At 56.1% G+C, this 12,791-nt stretch carries 26 protein-coding genes and 1 pseudogene; 8 read left to right on the top strand and 19 right to left on the bottom strand.

Going from position 1 to position 12,791, the window contains the following annotated elements; translation table 11 throughout:
- From L6D63_RS28945 to L6D63_RS27790, 3 genes and pseudogenes are all read right to left on the bottom strand, one after another.
- Positions 1-91 (bottom strand): annotated as a pseudogene (locus tag L6D63_RS28945) (Acb2/Tad1 domain-containing protein); the annotation flags it as partial.
- A 59-nt stretch (positions 92-150) separates the two neighbouring features.
- Complete coding sequence (locus tag L6D63_RS27795; protein WP_047297554.1) at positions 151-498, bottom strand: hypothetical protein; 348 nt, start codon at positions 496-498, stop codon at positions 151-153.
- On the bottom strand, positions 495-824 hold the full coding sequence (locus L6D63_RS27790; protein ID WP_047297555.1) for a hypothetical protein: 330 nt from the start codon (positions 822-824) through the stop codon (positions 495-497). Before L6D63_RS27790 ends, L6D63_RS27795 begins: the two co-directional genes overlap by 4 nt.
- A gap of 110 nt (positions 825-934) precedes the next feature.
- Between L6D63_RS27790 and L6D63_RS27785 the strand changes: the two genes are divergently transcribed.
- Positions 935-1,198 carry a hypothetical protein gene (locus L6D63_RS27785; RefSeq protein WP_236170482.1) on the top strand — a complete coding sequence of 88 codons (264 nt, stop codon included), beginning with the start codon at positions 935-937 and terminating at the stop codon, positions 1,196-1,198.
- On the opposite strand, the gene L6D63_RS27780 is transcribed toward L6D63_RS27785, so the two are convergent.
- From L6D63_RS27780 to L6D63_RS27710, 15 genes are all read right to left on the bottom strand, one after another.
- Positions 1,195-1,752: a hypothetical protein gene (locus L6D63_RS27780; RefSeq protein ID WP_131671966.1), complete on the bottom strand. Its 558-nt coding sequence runs from the start codon at positions 1,750-1,752 to the stop codon at positions 1,195-1,197. The two genes, L6D63_RS27785 and L6D63_RS27780, sit on opposite strands and share 4 nt — an antisense overlap.
- Before the next feature lie 254 nt (positions 1,753-2,006).
- Positions 2,007-2,171, bottom strand: a complete 165-nt coding sequence (locus L6D63_RS27775) for a hypothetical protein (RefSeq protein ID WP_154220638.1) — start codon at positions 2,169-2,171, stop codon at positions 2,007-2,009.
- Between the two features lie 127 nt (positions 2,172-2,298).
- Positions 2,299-2,844 (bottom strand): hypothetical protein, encoded by a 546-nt coding sequence (locus tag L6D63_RS27770; RefSeq protein ID WP_095668775.1) that lies wholly within the window; start codon positions 2,842-2,844, stop codon positions 2,299-2,301.
- Positions 2,841-3,455 (bottom strand): recombination protein NinG, encoded by a 615-nt coding sequence (locus L6D63_RS27765; protein WP_095668774.1) that lies wholly within the window; start codon positions 3,453-3,455, stop codon positions 2,841-2,843. Before L6D63_RS27765 ends, L6D63_RS27770 begins: the two co-directional genes overlap by 4 nt.
- Positions 3,452-3,769, bottom strand: coding sequence for a hypothetical protein (locus tag L6D63_RS27760; RefSeq protein ID WP_095668773.1), 318 nt, complete (start codon positions 3,767-3,769; stop codon positions 3,452-3,454). Before L6D63_RS27760 ends, L6D63_RS27765 begins: the two co-directional genes overlap by 4 nt.
- Positions 3,759-4,166 carry a recombination protein NinB gene (locus L6D63_RS27755; protein ID WP_236170481.1) on the bottom strand — a complete coding sequence of 136 codons (408 nt, stop codon included), beginning with the start codon at positions 4,164-4,166 and terminating at the stop codon, positions 3,759-3,761. The genes L6D63_RS27760 and L6D63_RS27755 overlap by 11 nt, the downstream gene beginning before the upstream one ends.
- Positions 4,163-4,309 (bottom strand): hypothetical protein, encoded by a 147-nt coding sequence (locus L6D63_RS27750; protein WP_236170480.1) that lies wholly within the window; start codon positions 4,307-4,309, stop codon positions 4,163-4,165. The genes L6D63_RS27755 and L6D63_RS27750 overlap by 4 nt, the downstream gene beginning before the upstream one ends.
- Positions 4,306-4,521 carry a hypothetical protein gene (locus L6D63_RS27745; RefSeq protein ID WP_236170479.1) on the bottom strand — a complete coding sequence of 72 codons (216 nt, stop codon included), beginning with the start codon at positions 4,519-4,521 and terminating at the stop codon, positions 4,306-4,308. Before L6D63_RS27745 ends, L6D63_RS27750 begins: the two co-directional genes overlap by 4 nt.
- Positions 4,518-4,772: a hypothetical protein gene (locus L6D63_RS27740; RefSeq protein ID WP_236170478.1), complete on the bottom strand. Its 255-nt coding sequence runs from the start codon at positions 4,770-4,772 to the stop codon at positions 4,518-4,520. Before L6D63_RS27740 ends, L6D63_RS27745 begins: the two co-directional genes overlap by 4 nt.
- The gene (locus L6D63_RS27735; protein WP_236170477.1) at positions 4,769-4,957 is read right to left on the bottom strand and encodes a DUF1382 family protein; all 189 of its coding nucleotides are present in this window, start codon (positions 4,955-4,957) and stop codon (positions 4,769-4,771) included. The genes L6D63_RS27740 and L6D63_RS27735 overlap by 4 nt, the downstream gene beginning before the upstream one ends.
- A 193-nt stretch (positions 4,958-5,150) precedes the next feature.
- The gene (locus L6D63_RS27730; protein WP_236170476.1) at positions 5,151-5,957 is read right to left on the bottom strand and encodes an ATP-binding protein; all 807 of its coding nucleotides are present in this window, start codon (positions 5,955-5,957) and stop codon (positions 5,151-5,153) included.
- Entirely contained in the window at positions 5,947-6,843 is an 897-nt protein-coding gene (locus L6D63_RS27725) for a DnaT-like ssDNA-binding domain-containing protein (RefSeq protein WP_236170475.1), read from the bottom strand. Before L6D63_RS27725 ends, L6D63_RS27730 begins: the two co-directional genes overlap by 11 nt.
- Positions 6,843-7,592 (bottom strand): phage antirepressor KilAC domain-containing protein, encoded by a 750-nt coding sequence (locus L6D63_RS27720; protein ID WP_236170474.1) that lies wholly within the window; start codon positions 7,590-7,592, stop codon positions 6,843-6,845. The genes L6D63_RS27725 and L6D63_RS27720 overlap by 1 nt, the downstream gene beginning before the upstream one ends.
- Positions 7,593-7,662: 70 nt before the next feature.
- Positions 7,663-8,088 carry a phage regulatory CII family protein gene (locus L6D63_RS27715; protein WP_034152712.1) on the bottom strand — a complete coding sequence of 142 codons (426 nt, stop codon included), beginning with the start codon at positions 8,086-8,088 and terminating at the stop codon, positions 7,663-7,665.
- A gap of 63 nt (positions 8,089-8,151) precedes the next feature.
- A complete protein-coding gene (locus L6D63_RS27710) occupies positions 8,152-8,355 on the bottom strand; it encodes a Cro/CI family transcriptional regulator (RefSeq protein ID WP_236170473.1) in 204 nt (67 codons plus the stop codon).
- Positions 8,356-8,461: 106 nt separating this feature from the next.
- Here L6D63_RS27710 and L6D63_RS27705 point away from each other — a divergent pair, with 106 nt between their 5' ends.
- The 5 genes from L6D63_RS27705 to L6D63_RS27685 all read left to right on the top strand — a co-directional run bounded on the left by L6D63_RS27705 (position 8,462) and on the right by L6D63_RS27685 (position 11,760).
- Complete coding sequence (locus L6D63_RS27705) at positions 8,462-9,157, top strand: helix-turn-helix domain-containing protein (RefSeq protein WP_236170472.1); 696 nt, start codon at positions 8,462-8,464, stop codon at positions 9,155-9,157.
- Positions 9,120-9,929 carry a HipA family kinase gene (locus L6D63_RS27700; RefSeq protein WP_236170471.1) on the top strand — a complete coding sequence of 270 codons (810 nt, stop codon included), beginning with the start codon at positions 9,120-9,122 and terminating at the stop codon, positions 9,927-9,929. The genes L6D63_RS27705 and L6D63_RS27700 overlap by 38 nt, the downstream gene beginning before the upstream one ends.
- Positions 9,910-10,788, top strand: coding sequence for a hypothetical protein (locus L6D63_RS27695; protein ID WP_236170470.1), 879 nt, complete (start codon positions 9,910-9,912; stop codon positions 10,786-10,788). Before L6D63_RS27700 ends, L6D63_RS27695 begins: the two co-directional genes overlap by 20 nt.
- 440 nt (positions 10,789-11,228) lie before the next feature.
- A complete protein-coding gene (locus tag L6D63_RS27690) occupies positions 11,229-11,444 on the top strand; it encodes a LexA family protein (RefSeq protein ID WP_236170469.1) in 216 nt (71 codons plus the stop codon).
- Between the two features lie 115 nt (positions 11,445-11,559).
- The gene (locus L6D63_RS27685) at positions 11,560-11,760 is read left to right on the top strand and encodes a hypothetical protein (protein WP_236170468.1); all 201 of its coding nucleotides are present in this window, start codon (positions 11,560-11,562) and stop codon (positions 11,758-11,760) included.
- Here the strand turns inward: L6D63_RS27685 and L6D63_RS27680 are convergent.
- The gene (locus L6D63_RS27680; RefSeq protein WP_156858474.1) at positions 11,721-12,002 is read right to left on the bottom strand and encodes a hypothetical protein; all 282 of its coding nucleotides are present in this window, start codon (positions 12,000-12,002) and stop codon (positions 11,721-11,723) included. The genes L6D63_RS27685 and L6D63_RS27680 overlap by 40 nt on opposite strands.
- Positions 12,003-12,216: 214 nt before the next feature.
- On the opposite strand from L6D63_RS27680, the gene L6D63_RS27675 reads away from it, so the two are divergent.
- Both L6D63_RS27675 and L6D63_RS27670 read left to right on the top strand, forming a co-directional pair.
- On the top strand, positions 12,217-12,486 hold the full coding sequence (locus tag L6D63_RS27675; protein WP_169863060.1) for a hypothetical protein: 270 nt from the start codon (positions 12,217-12,219) through the stop codon (positions 12,484-12,486).
- A complete protein-coding gene (locus tag L6D63_RS27670) occupies positions 12,483-12,653 on the top strand; it encodes a hypothetical protein (protein WP_169863058.1) in 171 nt (56 codons plus the stop codon). The genes L6D63_RS27675 and L6D63_RS27670 overlap by 4 nt, the downstream gene beginning before the upstream one ends.
- The last annotated feature ends 138 nt before the right edge of the window (positions 12,654-12,791 follow it).

The raw sequence follows: 12,791 nt of genomic DNA, 5'->3' as shown, positions 1-12,791 counted from the left end.
CGGCCTCCAGAGCCTTGATCGAGTTCATGCCGTCGATTTCAGACTGAGTCAGGTCGCGGTAGCCGGTGATCTTCTTGTGCTGGTTATCCATGCTGCTCTCCTCGTCGCGTGTCGCGACACAATTTGCTGATTCGTGAAACGTGTCGCGACTTACTTGGATCGACGTTCGATCCCGCCCGGCGCCTTGTCACAACGCAGGCAGTGTTCACAACTCAGCGTCCGGCAAAGCCAGGCTTTCACCCGCTGCCACCAGATGACCATGAAGATGTGGCGCATACCGGCAAGGGCCAGCGAGACGTGCAACGTGATACCGGCAGTGGTTGGGCCGATGATGAAAATGTTCTGGTTGCGGCTCATCACCACAAACCCGCTGATGGCGATCGCCGAATAGATCAGCTTGCCGAGGATGCCGTCCCGCACTCGACCGCTCAGAACACACCAGGTCGCCCATAAGGCAATCAAGCCACAGGCGATGGAGTTGATCAGTTCAAGACTCATGGTGGATTGCCTCCCCCGAACCGCTGGCGAATAAGCGCCCAGAGGTCAGCGGCTTTGATGGCTCGGTTAATGGCTGCGAGCAGCGATCCGCCGAAGGTTCCCAGCAGGAAGCCCACACCGGCAACGATGTTCGGCTCTGTCACGCCGAGGTACGCACTGACCATACCGGTCAGGTATAGGGCGCAGGCCACTCCAGTGGTGAGGAAGATCAGCCACGCTCGCCAATCGGTCAGATCGTCCTTGTGCCACCAACTGGCAACGATGACGCCGAACAGGCCGGCGATCAGCAGATCCAATCTGTCGAGCAGGCGGTGCAAAAAATCCATGCGCTCGACTCCTTGGTGGGCATGATGAATAAAAAAGCCAGCTCGATGGCGGGCGTATGGCTCCGTGATATCGTTCGGCTTCCACACTGAACGGCCAGGAGGCCATGAAAATGTCTGAATCGAACCAACAGCTGACCCCATTCGAAGCGGGGACACTAGCGGCACTTGAAGGGATTGGTATCGCCCTGCAAAAACTGTCCAATAAATCCGGAACGGAACAGGACAGACTGAGCGCAGTCCTGAATGCTTTGGTGAAACACCCGCCCAAGCACCTCAAAGACAACAGCGAAGCGGTCACCAAATGGGAGCAGCCCCTTCAGGCATTGCTATTAGGCGCCGCCCGCACAAACGAGTCGGATAACCGTCAAACTTAACGCCATGCTTCGATGGCGACCTTCAAGTCGCCATCATTGCAGTTACTGCAATCCCCAACAGGACGCTGCAGTGCAGCCAAGAGCAGCGCCTGCCCCTTGTGCAACTCAACATGCGCGAGGCTGATCAGCTTCGAATCCGCGAACGAGTGTCGCTTCAGCAAGTCTTCCATTTCTTCGAGCGCGGCCTTCAATCCAAGCGCTTTCTTCAGGACCTTTTCGTCGTGCTCGCCGCGCGCCTTCAGGACTGCGTCGCGGACCTGCTCGAATGGCAGGCCTTCGCCAGATGGATTGGCTTTTTTGCACATGAAGTCGGATGCCGTGTACACAGCTCCGAACACATGGCCGTCGCGGTAGTAGAACGGGCTTTCGTAGCCGATCACGAACAGCGAAAACTTTTCACGCTGGTCGGTGTTCATCAGCTGCCCAGTAACCGTGGAGAACTCGTAGCCTGGCAACTCCGAAAGCCGAGCCAGACCCGATTTCAGTCGACCGAGATCGCCACCGACAACTGCGTCAACTACACACTGAACCGCCTGCTTCTCTGCGTCGGACATTTTCCTGCTCCTCAAACGAAAAAGCCCCTGCGAATGCAGAGGCCCTGAATAGGTGCGCTCGTCTTTCCGAGCTGTCGGCCAAAGACCATCCCAGCGTCGACGCCCCTTTGCATCGATCTCGCTGTTCCTGTCTCGCGCCACTCCACAAGCATGTGAGGTCAGAGTGCACGGGCTGCCGGTGTTGTTTCCGTACGTCGCACTACCGGCTATCGACGTCCAGGCCTTCCCGAGGGCTGTCCTGGCTACAGGTGAAACTACAGATTCTTTTTGTGGATCCGCCAACCCATGGCGACACCGGGATGCAAATACTCGCCGGTGCGTGGATGGCGCGAGAAGTCGGTCTCGCCAACTTGGCGTGCGACCGCCTCCCATGCCGTTCTGGCGCGCTCCAGCAGATTGCTTTTGGCTTTCAGCTTCACGCGCACCTCCAGAAGGTTGAATTCGAGGCAATAAAAAACCCGGCGCGGTGGCCGGGTTTCGTTTGTCAGTCCTACACACGCAGGAATGACAGGATGGGGTGATAATGGCTCATTGGCTCAATGGCCGTCAAGCAACTTCTGACATCACAAGGCCTTCATTTTCGAGGATGTGTTGAGCCTCGATCAAAGCCAGGTCCACACTGCCCTCCAACGCCTTGCGAATATCCCGGCGCCACCGCTCTTGTGTCTTGATCGGGTGCGGCTCATTCGACCAGTTATCCATCTCGTACCAGCCGGCCGGGAGCACATTGGTTGAGCGCTTTCCGTCAACGCCCGGCAGCTTTGGCAGCGCCCAAGTGACGACGGCACAATGCAGGAACCGCTCCGGCGCCGGCGAACGCATGACCTTGGTCAGCTCCGCAATGGCGGCATGCTTTCGGTCCATGTGTGTCGAAAACTTTGCCACTAACACACGCCAGTGCGCCGCCGACAGCGACTTGTGCAGCCGGCCGAACACCCAGCAGTCGGTGAGGAACGCAGCCTCCTTGCCGACGATCTCCCCTTTCTGTTTGGCGCACTGCACCTTTGGCTCAAAGTCGCAGCCGCCGGCGGAGTTGATGGTTTCGGCGGCGAGCGCCCGGACTACTGCGGATACCACGTTGCGATAAGTCATGCCGCTCTCCCCTTCAGCTCTCTTGTTTTTGCCCGGTAGTCGGCGGTCATCGCCTTCAATTCTTCGATGGTGTACTTCTTGGCCTCATGAGGGCCCTCAAGCCATTCAACCGCCTCCACGCCAATCTTCTTGATCAGGCCCGGTCGATACCCCAGCAGATTCCCCGACTTGCCCATGTTGCAGTTGCGGTTGCATTGAAGATGTACATTGAGGGGCTCGAAGCGGAGCTCTGGAGCGGCGGCAGTTGTTCTGTAGTGGCCCGCACAGTACTGAACATCAGCAGTGGTTCCGCAACTGATGCAGGGCTGACCGATGTCACGCTGGCGTATCCAGGCATTGAATGCGTGTTGCGTATCCTTGAGGTGGTCTGCGCGACTTTTGAGGGCCTCTTTGCGCACCTTGATGTCACGTCGCCCGATATCAGCAAAGGCCTTGCGCGCGCTTTCCTGGCCTTTCTCCGACTTCCCGTGAGCGATGGCGCACTCGACCTCTCCGCACACCGCCTGCGAGCTTCTGGAGGGTGTGAACATCACCCGGCACTCTGGGCAGCGTTTGCGGCGCGTGCCACCGGACGCGAGTGGAGTCTTTCGTTGCAGCGGTGTGCGCTTCATACAGCCTCCTTGGCTTTCTTCTGCTCAGGGGTGAAGTGCCCGCGCAGGGGCATCAAATTACGCGTGGGGATTTCGACCTCTTGCATAGGGCCTATGCCCAATTGATCCTGCATCTTTTTCGAGGGCAGGAGCGGGTCATTCAAGCTGCGCACCAACCACATATCGTGCAGGTTGGAATTAAGAAAATACTTCCCTTGAATCTTGATCCCGTCGGGTATGCCAACGTGGCGAAGCAGTTCGACCGTCCTGAAGTTGTTTTTATCGCTGAGCCCAACTGTCAGAGCCAGGTCGCCCGGTTTGAAGTTATTGGTCATAACGGCCGTCCCAGTGGTCAGTCGCACTCCACTTCACGCCATGCTCAGCGCCGAAGGCATGCATCAGCTCGAACAGATCGCTGAACCACTTCTGCGACTGCTTGCGGGTCGATACCGCCATCACAACAAAGCCACCGTCGAGGCCAGGCTCCGCGCGCTGCTTCTCCAGCGAGGCACTGAAAAGGCACTTCCAGTCTTCACTGGTCAGCTTCTTGCCGTGCCAGACCACCTGCTCGGATACGTCCTTGAGCATTGCCCACATTTTCCGGTTGCAGACGTCCGGGCGTTTCTCGTCGCGGATCACCACAACCTTCGGCTTGGTCAGGTCGATGGTGTGCAATGCACCGGCGAGGCGGTTGATATCGCTTCGGTCGCGGATCGTGTATTCGGGATTCATGGCAGCACCTCAAGCAATGCAATCCAGATCGGTGAAAACACAATCAGCGAAAACGCCAGACCTGCAAGCACTCCCTGAAAAACGGCCATAGGAATGTGCTTGGCCGGCCGCCAGAAGACGAACCATTGCAGTAAGGACTTCATGATTTCACCTCCCTGCGCAGCGCCTCGTTCTCGGCCTTGAGCTTCTCGGCACTGCTTCGGAACGAGTTGCGCTCGCGAGTTAGCTTGCCCATGTCCAAAGCCATTGCTTTGCAGCAGCCGTCAATGCGCTCGTTCTCGGCAATCAAGGTCGACACGATCGGTGGCAAGCTCCCGGCTTCGACCAGTCGTTTCAGTTCGGTGTAGTCGGTCATGGCTTGCTCCCTGCGCAGTCGTTGCAACCCGGACGGCAAATCCACTCAGGCTGCGGATCGCCCTCGAACCGCTCTACTCGCTCAACCGAATCGCCGCGCTTGATGTAACCAGCCACGCACTTGGCGGTGTCCTTCTTGCTCATGGCGCCATCCCAGCAAGAAGCGGAGACCTTCCCGCATGCGCGGCGGGCCAGATACATGAAACCAAGCGATTTGCGCTCGTCCTGATTCACTTTTGCAAATTCGCTCATGTCCGCGCCTCCGATGCTTCTGCGATCAATGCCATGCGCTCCAGGCGCTCGGTGGCCTGGCTTGCCAAATTTAGGCAGTCCGCCTCATCCACAACCGGCATGCACACGAAACGGATTCCGTGCTTGACCATGGTGTTGGCCATCTCAAGGGATTGGCGTAGCTGGGCTGGGTTTGCTCGTTTCATCACTTGCGCTCCTGAATCATTCGGTCGACACAGGCCACCCAAGCGGATGAGCCACGCTCATTGGTTTTGGCGCAGATGTTGGCCGGCGATGAAGATGGCGCGAGCAGGTATGCGAAAAACGCGCAAAAGCCCAAAAACAGAAATGCGTAACCTGCCCCTTGCATGGCCGGCCAGAACAGTCGGTGAATCCTCATCAGAAGCCCTCCTTGCCGCGCTGAGATTCCCATTCGAACGGGACCACGATCATTCCGCCCTCGCGCAGACGGTCGACACAGCGGTCGCCCATCGCGGACGACAACTGGCTGGCTTCGAGGTTGGAAATCACCACCGTCGGGCGCTCCTGCTCGTAGCGGCCATTGATGATTGCGAACAGGGTCGTCAGCTCGAAGTCACTCGGCTGCTCCTTGCTCACGCCTACCTCGTCCAGCACCAGCAGATCGGGATCGATCAGGCTCGACAGAATCTCGGCCTCGCTGCGTTCGCTGTGCTTGTCGTACGTGGAGCGGATCGCCTGAAGGATTGCGCCGACAGTGCGGTACACGGCCGTGCGCGACGTGTTGTGCAGCAGCTCGTTGGCCATGCCAGCGCCGAGATGCGTTTTCCCGGTACCGGGTTTGCCGATCAGCACCATGCAGCGACCGGTCTTCAGGATCTCGTCGAAGATCTGCACGTAGTGCTGGCAGAAACGGAGGGCTTTGCGCTGGCCGTCGTTCTCGGCCTGGTAGTTGCCCAGGGTGCGAGTAGCGAATCGTTTCGGGATCAGCGCATCGCCCAGCTTGCGAGCAAGAGACATGCGCAGTTCCATCGCCTTGTTGGCTTGCTCGGCGGCTTCGGACTTCTCGCGGGATATCCGGGTGCACTCCGGGCAGTTGCTTCTGAGCTCCCTGTTCAGCACAGAGAAGACCCGCTGCTCGTAGGCGCCGTGGGTTTCGCACTCAGCAGGCTGGATGCGAGTGCCCGGCGGCAGTTCTGGAGTGGCTTGGACTGGTTCAGAGCGCATAGCTGCCGTCCTCCCGCATTTTCAGGCCGGCGGTGTAATTGCGATCGGCGAAGCCCGTATGGCGTGATTGCGACTCACGTTTCGGGAACTGGCGAACGTTGCTCGCACGGTTCTTGTCGTCCTTGACCCACTTCACCAAGAGCGAAACCCACTTGGATTGCGGGTGCACGCCGCCACCGGATTCGTGGTGGGCGGTGAATGGGGCCACGGCCTCCTTGGTGAACAGGTCAGGCGAGACACCGAAGTGAACGCAGTAGGTCTTCAGCAGTTTGGCGTCAGGCATCCAGTCGAGAGTCATCTCTACCGGAGACTTTGGGTCAACAGGTTCCAGATCTGGCTCTGGCTCGAATTCCGGAGCTGGCTCGCCCGCGTTGAGAGAGTGGTGTTGATCTTCTTCAGGAATCGGTGAATCAGAGAATCGGTGAATCAGGGCGTTATCCAACGGTGGGTTAACAGGCTCTAACTGTTCCTTAACGTTATTTTGCAGGTCTTTAACGTTAACCTTGTGTGAGACGCCTGTTATTACACCGTTTGACTTGCGTTCGTTAACGGTCAGGTAACCGTCTTTGTCGGGGATCGAGCTGTCTTTTTCCGTGCCGTGCGGGCGCTGATGCTTCTGGAAATTGTCGATCTCGATGGCGCTAAAGCCGTCGACGCTGTACCGCGAAATGAACTTCGCGCTGGCAAGGTTGGCAAGACCCGCCTCCACGTCGTAGGTATCGCACGGGAACAGCTCCATCTTGATTCGCTTGGGGCGATCCTCGAGACGCCCTTCCCGATCAGCCAGGCACCACAGCCCGATGAATAGTAGGCGGTCAAATGCTGGAAGCTCTGCCATCAGCTCGTTGCTGAACAGGCCAGGTTTGATATTGCGTGCGCGAGCCATTACACAACCTCCCTCAATTGGTGCTGCGCCCACAGACCAGCAACCCAGTTGACGCCCTTGGGAGTGAATTTCGATTGGTTGTAGGCGTGCCCGCTGTCAGTGGTGCCGGCCTTGACCTCGAAGCGGCCGGCGTCGATGTGTGGCTGGTAGGCCTGCCACTCGCCGCCCATGCGGTACATGATCTTTTTGTCGAGCAGGAACTCGCGAAAACGCGCTTCATTGGCTTTGAGCAGTTTGGCGACCTGGCGGAAGCCTTTCAGACCGGTAGACTCAACATATTTTTCGACAAAGGCGATCTTCGGCGCAGCTTCAATAAGCGCCTGATTGGCAGCCTGCTGAAGCTCAAACTGCTCAGCCCAAGCGCGAGCGGCGGCGGCAGGATTAGAGAAGTCAGGAAGCGTTGCCAAGACGCGTGGGCGAACCTGCTCTTCGAGTTCGGTCCAGCGGCGCACCACCGCCCTTCTCATTTTGGCGCTGTAACCAGTCAGGAGGGTCTCGGTCAGCTCTTTGTCCAGCAAATACTCGGTCTGCTCACGATTCATGCTGTCCAAATAGATGTGAGCAAAATCGCTCACATCTTCTTCGAGCTCAGAAGCCATCGCTTGGATGTCGCGCTTTACATCGGGATGACGCTTCCCCGTGAGTTCAGCAATTTCGCGAGACGACATGGTGGTACGCGACACATTTTCATAATTCGAAAAACGTGTCGCGGCCTGTCCGGTATTGTCCAGTTGTGGTTGTGCGTGCATAATCGGCTCCACTTGTTTTACCGCTGTTGAAAAAGCCGACCTCGTACGTCGGCTTTTTTGTGTCTGAAATTCAGGCTGCCTTCACGGACTGCTTGAAAACTTCCAGGCTGACGATCACTTCCTCAGCTTCCTTAAGCAGGCTCGTTTTCTCGACCGAGCAGACTCGCCCATCAGCCTGTGCGTCGAATGCAAGGCGAGTAACGTCAGCAAGGTCGGCATGCAGCCGCAGAAGTGCGGCGTTGAGATTGATGCCTTCCGGCTTTTCCTTCGGAACCAGGTCGAAACCGAACGCCTCCGCCCATGCTTTGAGCGGACGGAAGTCCTGAGTGAACTTCATGATCCGATGCAGCTCTTCCACGTTCATGCGGTGGGTGTCGTAGTCCGGGTTTGCCTTCTGGGAAAGAAGCGTCCGTGACTTGAAGTCCGCGCCTTCAGCGATTTTCTTGGTGCCATGGTCGTCAACCACGTCGTAGATCGCCTTCATCAATTCCTGCATGTAACACCTCGAAATTCTTTACGTGGCGCCCTGCTGGTGCAGAGGCGATCATTTGCTCGTAGCTCAGGCAGCAGTTCGTTTGGCTGATTGCACAGGAAATGGGCGCAGCTCCTCGGCGGTGAACTTACCGTCTTCATGCTCAATCACGTACACGTCCCGACGCACACGGATTGCCTTGTTGAGGGCTCCTTGAGTCATACCAAGAAGCGCCGCGGCCTTGGTCTGTCCGTTGGTTTCTGCAAATTCAGATAGCGGGATTCGGCCCATAGCCAGAACTCCATTGATTCACTTGAGCGCAGGTTATCTCCACGGGAGATACTTTGCAACTCCACTGGAGATGGCGAGGTATTGCCATTGGGAATATTCTTGAAAGATGAGCACAGAACGACGCGATCTAGAGGGCTGGGAAAAGCAGGAGTGCGCAGCGCTCAAGGCCGCCCTAGCCGAACATAATGCGAAGCTGCCTAAGGGCAGAAAGCTGACGCAGGAAGAAATTGCTCACCAAGTCGGGATGAGCCAAGGCACGCTTGGTAGTCACCTGAATGGTCATAGGCCGGTGACTCAGAAGCTGGCCGTGGCAATGGCAAAGCTGCTTGATATTCCTATTTCGAAATTCAGTACGAGGCTTGCCGACCAGATTGCGGACATGGCCGCTGCAGTTGGCGATGCCTCTAATCCTGACTCAACGAATGTCGGCGAAGAACCAGACGCGGAGAGCTCGCAAGCCCATACCAAAGTCACGATTAAGGACAGACACAAAGATCCGCGTGAAGTGATCATGGCGCTTTTTCTAATCGCCACGAAGGCGTCAATCACAGGACTAAGTGAGACTCACGCAAAGCAGATACTTGGCATCAGGGACGAAATGGTCCATCCAAGAAACGAACCATATAGCACCCTGCCAAAAGGTCTTGATGGAATTGCCGCAGCAGCCTTTAAAGTTTCCGAGGAAGGCGGTTTTTCCGATGATCTCTTCTCAATGCTTGAGCACGGGTTAAGCAAACACAGCCACAAGGAACAGGCAAAAGAAGATGTCCGCCCAAAGAAGTCTCGTACCGAGCGAAATTGAGCTCGGCCTGTTTTTGACGGGAAAACGCGTGGAGGACCCGGCCGTTTGTGGGCAGCATCCTCTTTTTTACGGCATCGTCCAGCTTAAGGGGCAGATGCGTTACAACGCGTATGTAAAAATGATCCCCGCCAGGCTGGTATATGCCGAGGTGCTGGCCTCTCTTCTTGGTCGCGCTCTCGGCTTGCCAGTGCCGCTCACAATTCCAGTTTATGCCAAAGGTCAAACTGTCGGCATAACGGCCGCTCATGTCCTCTGCGTAGCAAGCCTTGACTGCGGCGCAGCTCCAATTGGAAGAATCGCAAGGCTCGACGACGTCAACGATCTGCTCACTAAGTGGACGCACATCCGAACCGCAATCGTGTTTGATGAACTGATAGCCAACGCCGATAGAAATCTCAAAAACATCTTGCTAGGAGCTGACGGCAAGATATGGCTCATCGATCATGAAGAGGCTCTTAGAGACCCTCTAACTACGGCCCATAGGCAGATACAGAACTATCTACTAAAGCGGCTATCTGAAGACTTGAGCCAGTTCGAGCTTCGACGTACAGCGCAGAGGCTGAAGGAAGAGTCGCTGGGGTTTGTGGATATCGACATCTCTGCTGAAGCGCTGAACGGCATGCCAACAGCGTGTCAGGTTACAGGCGCACATATGGATGCCGTGGTACAGTTTCTCACTGACCGAATTCAGCACATGCCGAAGCTTCTCGAGAGCGGCCTAGGCCTCAGTCAAACACATTTAGATCTGAATTATGACCGTCCACGCGCCTAACATTGAAGGAATTCCAGATTTCCCCGCCTTCGAAGCACAGTGGGCGCCGATCTATCTCGAGCCTATAGTTGAATCTGGAGAGCGCTTAACCATTGGCGTGGTTGCAGGGGCTGAAGGACAGGTTTCTGGCAGCCTAACGATTACCGATAAGGCTCTTCAATGCTTGTACGGCGAGTCCGCTCCAGGAATGAAAGCAATGATGGAGATTGCTCTCAAGAAGGCGCTGGTTTACGCCAAGAAAGGATTTGTCCAAGGCTATTCATCTGGAATTCATGGTGTCGTCCTAGGGAAAGCTCGCGAAGGGATAGGTTACGACCTCGAGGACATCATTTCCCAAGGGATAGATCTCTGCTCAAGCCTCAGCTTAATTCATAACGAGGACATCAAGTCCGGCCATGATAGGTCTTCTTATTGGAAGCGTGTTCAGAAGGCAATGGAGCGCGTAGATAAGACTCTTGTACCGCACTTCAATGTACCTGTTGATGTCACAATTCGCGGCTCTAGACTGGCCTTGCAGTGCGACTACTTCTCTTCTCGAATCGCGGTCAACGTCTGTGCTTTTTTGGGCAACTATCGCTTGGCTCAACTATTCGACGCTGCCACTTCCAAGGTGTTCAGGCTGGAGCAGCTCAAAGACCATGACGCCCTTATCCGTCACGATCACAAAGCAGCAATGATGCTTGTGGTTCCGCAGGACGCTGTAATTGAACAGCTGAAGCCGGTAGCGATGAGAACCTACAAGGAACGAATTCTGATGCTGGAAGACATGGCAGACAAAAAAGGTTTTGACCTCGTCATGGTTCGCAGCGCCTTCGAAGGTGCGAAGCAAATACAAAGACTCGAAAAGTCAGCCGCTTAGCCAACAAATAGCTCTCCTCCAAGCCCGCCAGCGAGCGGGCTTTTTATCGCCCGACGAAATTATTATCTCCATTGGAGTTGACATGGATATTTCCATGGGAGATATTTACCCCATCGCAGCGACACACAGCCACTGCGAAGGGCCTCAACAGGCCCGCCGCTCTTTCACAATTTGGAATCTTCGCGGATCGATCCCCGGAAACGGGCATAGCGCGAAACACAAACTTCGATCTCCATGCAGGCTCTGGAACCTGCCGGACTCCCCATATGGGAGGACGCCAAACCATGCAAGCCATCCGGCGAATAACACCGAACACGAAATGTGTGACGCCGGCCAGGTGGGGAAACCGCGGCGCCGAGCATGGGGCGGAAAAACGAGAAAGATTTACTGATGCCGCTTCTATGAGGCGGCATTGTTGAATTCAGTGGAGGGGTATGAACATGAAGACAAAGTTGACGAAGCGACAGCAAGAAGTCCTCGACAAGATCAGCCAGTTGATCAGAGATTTTGGATGGCCTCCAACCAGGGCAGAGCTCGCCAAGGCGCTTGGTATTGCATCACCAAACGGCGTGCATGAGCACCTGCTCGCCATACAGCACAAGGGTTATATCGAGATAGTACAAGGGGTAAGCCGAGGAATCAGGGTGCTGAGTTGATCGCCGCCCTGGGTGTGGAGCGCTGCGGCCAATAAAAGAGCCGGGCTGCTGAAATTCAGCCCGGATGCTCTCCAGGTGGCCCTACTCAGGACCACGCGGAAAGCAGGAGAGTGAGATGAACGAAGAGCAGATTGAGCGGTTTCGCCAGATTATTCAGGAGATCGCGACGGATGAAAGCGTCACTTTTGATGAGGCTTTCGCCATCGCTTCGAATCACCTGGCTTACTGGGTAAGCGAGATGCCCAAGGGCAGGCAGTTCTCAGGCTGCGGGTCCGATCAAGCCGGGCGCAGCCAGCCAGACCAGTCGCTCGACTGAGAAACAAATACCGAGGGATCAGCAGGGTAGGAGAACGGGGCCGCGATGGCTTTAACCTTCTGCCTCAAGTCGTAGGTGCTGAGGCCGCTTGTTCCGAAATAAGTGCCTGGCGGCATTTTGCATAGCCCGTTGTCGCCTGGGACTGTCCTTTTCAAGCCAAGCGCCTCAAGCGCCTTGTGCATATCCGAGTATTCATCGCTTTCGGCTTTGAATATCTCAACCCTAACCATGTAGTCCGGCATTCCGATGTTCCTTATCTCGACTGTGGAGATCGGAGCATATGGTTTTCCCTCGACTGTGGAAAGCGAGGAAACAGGGAGCCTGCCCCTGTAAAAACAGGCGACCACATTGATTCAAGCCGGTGACCGACGCCAGTAGCGGGTCACGGCGGAAAGCATCACTGAGCAGCCTTCTCGCGAGGGCTGCTTGGGACGACAACCGGATGAGGGATTCATTGTGAAGTTCGAAATCGACAAAACCTGTGTTCCGCCGCTAGTTGCAAGCGAGGGCGGCAGCCTCTGGGTTGTCTCTGGGCGCATCCCGCACGCCGACGAAGACACCACATTCGCAATTCTTGCCGACGATGAACAGCAGGCATGTGACGCATTTGAAGAGGCGTTATGGGAGGGTCGCGACCCCGAGGAAAAGCCTGAGGTGATCATGGGAAGCGGCTCAGCGGTTTATATCAATTTCAGCTCAGTCCTGGCGCGAAGGATTGATGTGTGAGCTCCCCGATAGTAGCCATCAACAGCCGATGGGTTGGCAGCAAAGGCCGAGTGGTCGTGGTGCTGGAGCGAAAGCCCTTCGGAATCCTTGAGTACCAGATCGAGGGGCGAGCGATCTTCGGTAGCAGCAAGCAGGCCGACTTCCTGCGCAACTTCAAACCAGTATGACCCACAGATTCCTGATGCCGCTTCTATGAGGCGGCATTGGAAATCAACGGAGGAAGTGAGATGGGCAGATTTGAAAGTTTTCCGGAACAACTGATGGCCTGCTTCATGCTGGGATTTCCAGTAGTGGGCCTGCTCTTG

Source organism: Pseudomonas parakoreensis, from assembly GCF_021602155.1.
Classification (GTDB): Bacteria; Pseudomonadota; Gammaproteobacteria; order Pseudomonadales; family Pseudomonadaceae; genus Aquipseudomonas; species Aquipseudomonas parakoreensis.
This window is presented reverse-complemented; position numbering and strand designations above follow the sequence as displayed.

What these genes read in the sequence shown, in the direction of transcription:
- L6D63_RS27795 (WP_047297554.1), bottom strand. Translation starts at nt 498, where the DNA reads ATGAGTCTTGAACTGATCAACTCCATCGCCTGTGGCTTGATTGCCTTA.
- L6D63_RS27790 (WP_047297555.1), bottom strand. Translation starts at nt 824, where the DNA reads ATGGATTTTTTGCACCGCCTGCTCGACAGATTGGATCTGCTGATCGCC.
- L6D63_RS27785 (WP_236170482.1), top strand. Translation starts at nt 935, where the DNA reads ATGTCTGAATCGAACCAACAGCTGACCCCATTCGAAGCGGGGACACTA.
- L6D63_RS27780 (WP_131671966.1), bottom strand. Translation starts at nt 1,752, where the DNA reads ATGTCCGACGCAGAGAAGCAGGCGGTTCAGTGTGTAGTTGACGCAGTT.
- L6D63_RS27770 (WP_095668775.1), bottom strand. Translation starts at nt 2,844, where the DNA reads ATGACTTATCGCAACGTGGTATCCGCAGTAGTCCGGGCGCTCGCCGCC.
- L6D63_RS27765 (WP_095668774.1), bottom strand. Translation starts at nt 3,455, where the DNA reads ATGAAGCGCACACCGCTGCAACGAAAGACTCCACTCGCGTCCGGTGGC.
- L6D63_RS27760 (WP_095668773.1), bottom strand. Translation starts at nt 3,769, where the DNA reads ATGACCAATAACTTCAAACCGGGCGACCTGGCTCTGACAGTTGGGCTC.
- L6D63_RS27755 (WP_236170481.1), bottom strand. Translation starts at nt 4,166, where the DNA reads ATGAATCCCGAATACACGATCCGCGACCGAAGCGATATCAACCGCCTC.
- L6D63_RS27750 (WP_236170480.1), bottom strand. Translation starts at nt 4,309, where the DNA reads ATGAAGTCCTTACTGCAATGGTTCGTCTTCTGGCGGCCGGCCAAGCAC.
- L6D63_RS27745 (WP_236170479.1), bottom strand. Translation starts at nt 4,521, where the DNA reads ATGACCGACTACACCGAACTGAAACGACTGGTCGAAGCCGGGAGCTTG.
- L6D63_RS27740 (WP_236170478.1), bottom strand. Translation starts at nt 4,772, where the DNA reads ATGAGCGAATTTGCAAAAGTGAATCAGGACGAGCGCAAATCGCTTGGT.
- L6D63_RS27735 (WP_236170477.1), bottom strand. Translation starts at nt 4,957, where the DNA reads ATGAAACGAGCAAACCCAGCCCAGCTACGCCAATCCCTTGAGATGGCC.
- L6D63_RS27730 (WP_236170476.1), bottom strand. Translation starts at nt 5,957, where the DNA reads ATGCGCTCTGAACCAGTCCAAGCCACTCCAGAACTGCCGCCGGGCACT.
- L6D63_RS27725 (WP_236170475.1), bottom strand. Translation starts at nt 6,843, where the DNA reads ATGGCTCGCGCACGCAATATCAAACCTGGCCTGTTCAGCAACGAGCTG.
- L6D63_RS27720 (WP_236170474.1), bottom strand. Translation starts at nt 7,592, where the DNA reads ATGCACGCACAACCACAACTGGACAATACCGGACAGGCCGCGACACGT.
- L6D63_RS27715 (WP_034152712.1), bottom strand. Translation starts at nt 8,088, where the DNA reads ATGCAGGAATTGATGAAGGCGATCTACGACGTGGTTGACGACCATGGC.
- L6D63_RS27710 (WP_236170473.1), bottom strand. Translation starts at nt 8,355, where the DNA reads ATGGGCCGAATCCCGCTATCTGAATTTGCAGAAACCAACGGACAGACC.
- L6D63_RS27705 (WP_236170472.1), top strand. Translation starts at nt 8,462, where the DNA reads ATGAGCACAGAACGACGCGATCTAGAGGGCTGGGAAAAGCAGGAGTGC.
- L6D63_RS27700 (WP_236170471.1), top strand. Translation starts at nt 9,120, where the DNA reads ATGTCCGCCCAAAGAAGTCTCGTACCGAGCGAAATTGAGCTCGGCCTG.
- L6D63_RS27695 (WP_236170470.1), top strand. Translation starts at nt 9,910, where the DNA reads ATGACCGTCCACGCGCCTAACATTGAAGGAATTCCAGATTTCCCCGCC.
- L6D63_RS27690 (WP_236170469.1), top strand. Translation starts at nt 11,229, where the DNA reads ATGAAGACAAAGTTGACGAAGCGACAGCAAGAAGTCCTCGACAAGATC.
- L6D63_RS27685 (WP_236170468.1), top strand. Translation starts at nt 11,560, where the DNA reads ATGAACGAAGAGCAGATTGAGCGGTTTCGCCAGATTATTCAGGAGATC.
- L6D63_RS27680 (WP_156858474.1), bottom strand. Translation starts at nt 12,002, where the DNA reads ATGCCGGACTACATGGTTAGGGTTGAGATATTCAAAGCCGAAAGCGAT.